4 protein-coding genes are annotated in these 3,809 nt (G+C 67.6%); all 4 read left to right on the top strand.

The genetic code is table 11. From position 1 onward, the window contains the following. The first annotated feature begins 76 nt into the window (after window positions 1-76). Entirely contained in the window at window positions 77-835 is a 759-nt protein-coding gene (locus ACRDUX_RS37920) for an ABC transporter ATP-binding protein (protein WP_526422212.1), read from the top strand. Beyond that, window positions 832-1,884 carry an ABC transporter substrate-binding protein gene (locus tag ACRDUX_RS37915; RefSeq protein ID WP_526422210.1) on the top strand — a complete coding sequence of 351 codons (1,053 nt, stop codon included), beginning with the start codon at window positions 832-834 and terminating at the stop codon, window positions 1,882-1,884. Before ACRDUX_RS37920 ends, ACRDUX_RS37915 begins: the two co-directional genes overlap by 4 nt. Window positions 1,885-1,891: 7 nt before the next feature. Continuing rightward, window positions 1,892-2,782 (top strand): TauD/TfdA dioxygenase family protein, encoded by an 891-nt coding sequence (locus ACRDUX_RS37910; RefSeq protein ID WP_526422208.1) that lies wholly within the window; start codon window positions 1,892-1,894, stop codon window positions 2,780-2,782. A gap of 39 nt (window positions 2,783-2,821) precedes the next feature. Then, on the top strand, window positions 2,822-3,809 hold a 988-nt coding region (locus ACRDUX_RS37905), incomplete at its 3' end, for a rhodanese-like domain-containing protein (RefSeq protein WP_526422206.1).

Raw genomic sequence — 3,809 nt, 5'->3', positions numbered from 1 at the left:
CCGGAGTTCTCATCTTCGCCGCTCTCGGGCTGACCATCGACGCGGTGATGCGCTTCCTCGAGCGACTTCTGGTGCCATGGCGACCCAAGGTGGCGAAGTGACGGCGCCGCCTGCCGTGGAAGTTGCCAACGCCACCAAGAACTTCGGCGCGCGCACCGTCCTGGACGGTATCGACCTCTCGATCCGCCCCGGGGAGTTCGTCGCTCTGTTGGGAGCGTCGGGCACGGGCAAGACGACACTGCTACGCGTCCTCGCCGACCTGGACAGGATGACCGCGGGCACGGTCGTGGTGCCCACGTCGCGCTCGGTGGTGTTTCAGGAGCCCCGCCTGGTGTCCTCGCTGAACGTGTGGCGCAACGTCGTCGTGGACCGCCGGTTCGGAAAGGCCGCGCGCAGCGTGGCATTGCGTGCGCTCGAAGAGGTTGGGCTGAGCGAACGTGCCAATGCCTGGCCCCACACGCTGTCCGGCGGAGAGGCTCAGCGGACGGCTCTGGCCCGCGCCCTGGTGCGCGACCCCGATCTGCTGCTGCTCGACGAACCCTTCGCGGCACTGGACGCACTGACCCGGCTCAAGATGCACGACCTCGTCATCGCGCTGTGGGAGCGCCACCGGCCCGCCGTCCTGCTGGTCACTCACGACGTCGACGAGGCGATCGCCATCGCCGACCGGGTGGTGGTGCTGGTCGACGGGCAGATCGGCTTCGACGAGAACGTCGGCCTGCCGCGCCCGCGTGACCGCGGGCACGCGCGCTTCTCCCAACTCCGCACCTCCCTGTTGACCACCCTCGGTGTGCACCAACGACCACCGACCGATCCGGAAGCGCCAAAACCATGAAACACGAACACATGTGGCGGCGGCTCCGCACCGCCGCCGTCATCGTGACGGCATCCGTCCTGACGCTGGGCACCGTCGCCGCCTGCGGAAGTTCGTCGCAAGGGCCCAAGGCCGATCCCAGCAAGCCGACGTTGACGATCGGCCAGAACGGCCCGTTCTGGCAACCGGCGCTCGAAACGTCGGGTGTCCTGAAGGACGCGCCCTACAACATCACCTGGGCAACGTTCGGCAGCGGCGCCGACACGGCGAACTCGGTGGTGTCCAAGCAGACCGACGCGGTGATCAACCTCGGCAACGCGACGTCACTGGTGCTGGCCGCGAATGCGACGCCGGAGTGGACGGCGGCCACGGTACCGCTGAAGAACATCCTGCTGGGCGCCGACGCCGACCCGGTCAACCACTCCAACGCCGTCACGATCGTCTCGCCGAAGGCCAACATCACCTCGGCTGCCGATCTGCGCGGCAAGAAGTGGGGCTACATCCCCGGGTCGAACAACAACGCCATGTTCATCTACTCGCTGAAGAAGGCCGGCCTCACCGAAGCCGACATCCAGCCGGTGAAGATCGACGACGCCACCGGGATTCAGGCCGTCATCTCCGGTGACATCGACGTCTGGTCCGGTGGCGGCTACACCGCGCTGACAGCGCTTTCCGCCGGGGCGAAGGTGCTGTGGACCGGCCAGGACGTCGGCTTCAACGGTTACTCGGTGCTGGCCTCCTCCCCGCAGGTCATCGCCGACTCGGTCAAGGGGCCGCTGATCGCCGACTTCACGGTGCGGCTCGCACGGTTCTTCGAATGGTCGAAGACGCATCAGTCCGAATTGGTTCCGGTGTACGTCAAGGCCAACAAGTTCACCGAGGAGCAGGCCAAGCAGCGGGTTCAGTACGTCTACGACGTCGTACCCGTGACACCGGCCATCATCACCGAGCAGCAGCAGTTCGCCGACACGCTCACGGGCGTCGGTTTCCTTCGCAGGCACACCGATGTCGCCCAGCTCTACGACGACAGGTACTCCGCGGACGTCACCAAGGCCATCAAGACCAACTAGGAGCGACATGACAACTGCGACCTCGCTGACGACGCGTCTGGGCGCCGACATCCGGATCGAGCCGCTCACCACGCACATCGGGTCGGAGGTGACCGGGGTCGACCTGGCCGTACCACTCGACGAGGACACCCGGGGCGCGCTCGCCGCCGCATTCGCCGAGCGGCACGTGCTCTTCTTCCCAGGCCAGAGTCTCGATCCGGGCCAGTTGGCCAGGGCAGCAGCACAATTCGGTGAACTCACGCAACCCAGCGCCGTGCTGCCAAGCGTCGATGGTCACCCCGAGGTGGTGGAGTTGTCGAATGCCAGGGCGCACGCCCAGCACCGGGCCACCAGCGGCCGGGAGACCTGGCACGTCGACATCACCTTTCAGCAGAATCCGCCGCAGGCCGCGCTGTTCCAGATCGCCACGGTGCCCGACGTGGGCGGCGACACCCTGTTCACGTCCGTACAGGCCGCCTACGACGCGCTCAGCGAACCGATTCGTACCCTCATCGACCCGTTGACGGCGATCCACGACGGCGGAGCGGGCATCTCGTACGAGGCCGCCAACGGTGAGGCCGGGCGCTGGGAAGGCGAGGAAGTCAACGGGCGCAGGCCGATCGAGCACCCGGTGGTGGCAGTGAACCCGCTCAACGGGCGCAAGGGACTGTTCGTCAACCCGCAGTTCACCCGCCGCATCGTCGGACTCGGCCACGTCGAGAGCGACAACCTGCTGCGCCTGCTGTTCGAGCAGGGTGGCCAGCCCGAGTTCACCGTCCGCCGACGCTGGCAGGCCGGTGACGTGGCGCTGTGGGACAACCGGGCCATCTGGCACCGCCGCGTGGAAGACCTCGAGTACGGCGTCGAGCGCGTGGCCTATCGCGTGCAGCTGAAGGGCACGCCGCCGGTCGGGCCGTAGACCATTTCGCCCATTCACCCGAAATTGCGAGGAAAACCCATGGTTCAACGAATCAACGGCGCCGACCTGCTCGACGCCCTGCGCGCGACCGACCGCCAGTTCGCGGTACTCGACCTGCGCACACCGGTCGAGCGAGCGGCCGGGCACATCGTGGTCGGCGCGGGATTGTCGTATCACGATGTCGAACAGCACATCTCGGACCTGGTGCCGCACGAGACCACCCCGATCGTGCTGGCGGGTAGCCCCGAGGTCGACGAACGAGGGGCGCTGCTGCTCGAGCAACTCGGGTACCGCGACGTCACCGTTCTCGACAACGGCGTGGACGGTTGGAAGAGCGCCGGTGGCCGCGTTTACACCGGGACCAACGTCCGCAGCAAGACGTTGGGGGAGTGGATCGAGGAGACCTACTCCACCCCCACCGTCGAGAGCGCGACCGTCGCGGCCTGGCAGGCCGCCGGCGAGAAGGTCGTCATCCTCGACACTCGCACCCCTGCCGAGTACGCGCACCACCACATCCCCGGCGGCTACGACACCGGCGGCGGAGCGGAGGTGACCTACCGGGCGCAGCAGGTGATCGACGACCCGACGACGAAGGTGGTCGTCAACTGCCAGGGGCGCACCCGTGGCATCGTCGGCGCCCAGTCGCTGATCAATACCGGGATCGCCAACCCGGTGTTCTCCCTGCACAACGGCACACCGGCATGGCAGTGGGCGGGACAGCCGCTCGACTTCGGTCCCGGCCCGCAGGCACCGGCACCGGTCGACGTGGCACCGGACGTGCTGGCCTGGGCGACGCGCACGTTGAGCGACGCCGGCGCCGAGCTTCTGACGTCGGCTGAGGCACAGGGACACCTCGACGACGAAACGTCGACCACCTATCTGCTGGACGTCCGCTCACCAGGGGAGTTCTCAGCTGGTCACTACGCCGCGGCCGTGTCCGCGCCTGGCGGTCAACTGGTGCAGGCGACCGACGAGTTCGTCGCCGTACGGCGGTCGCGGCTGGTGCTGGTGGACACCGGGGATCTGG

The organism is Mycobacterium sp., assembly GCF_050701675.1.
Lineage (GTDB): Bacteria > Actinomycetota > Actinomycetes > Mycobacteriales > Mycobacteriaceae > Mycobacterium.
The sequence above is the reverse complement of the archived record's forward strand: the minus strand, read 5'-3'. Positions and strand labels throughout refer to the sequence as shown.

Bases quoted from the DNA above. Each gene is read 5' to 3' on its own strand.
- ACRDUX_RS37920 (WP_526422212.1), top strand. From the start codon at position 77: ATGGCGACCCAAGGTGGCGAAGTGACGGCGCCGCCTGCCGTGGAAGTT.
- ACRDUX_RS37915 (WP_526422210.1), top strand. From the start codon at position 832: ATGAAACACGAACACATGTGGCGGCGGCTCCGCACCGCCGCCGTCATC.
- ACRDUX_RS37910 (WP_526422208.1), top strand. From the start codon at position 1,892: ATGACAACTGCGACCTCGCTGACGACGCGTCTGGGCGCCGACATCCGG.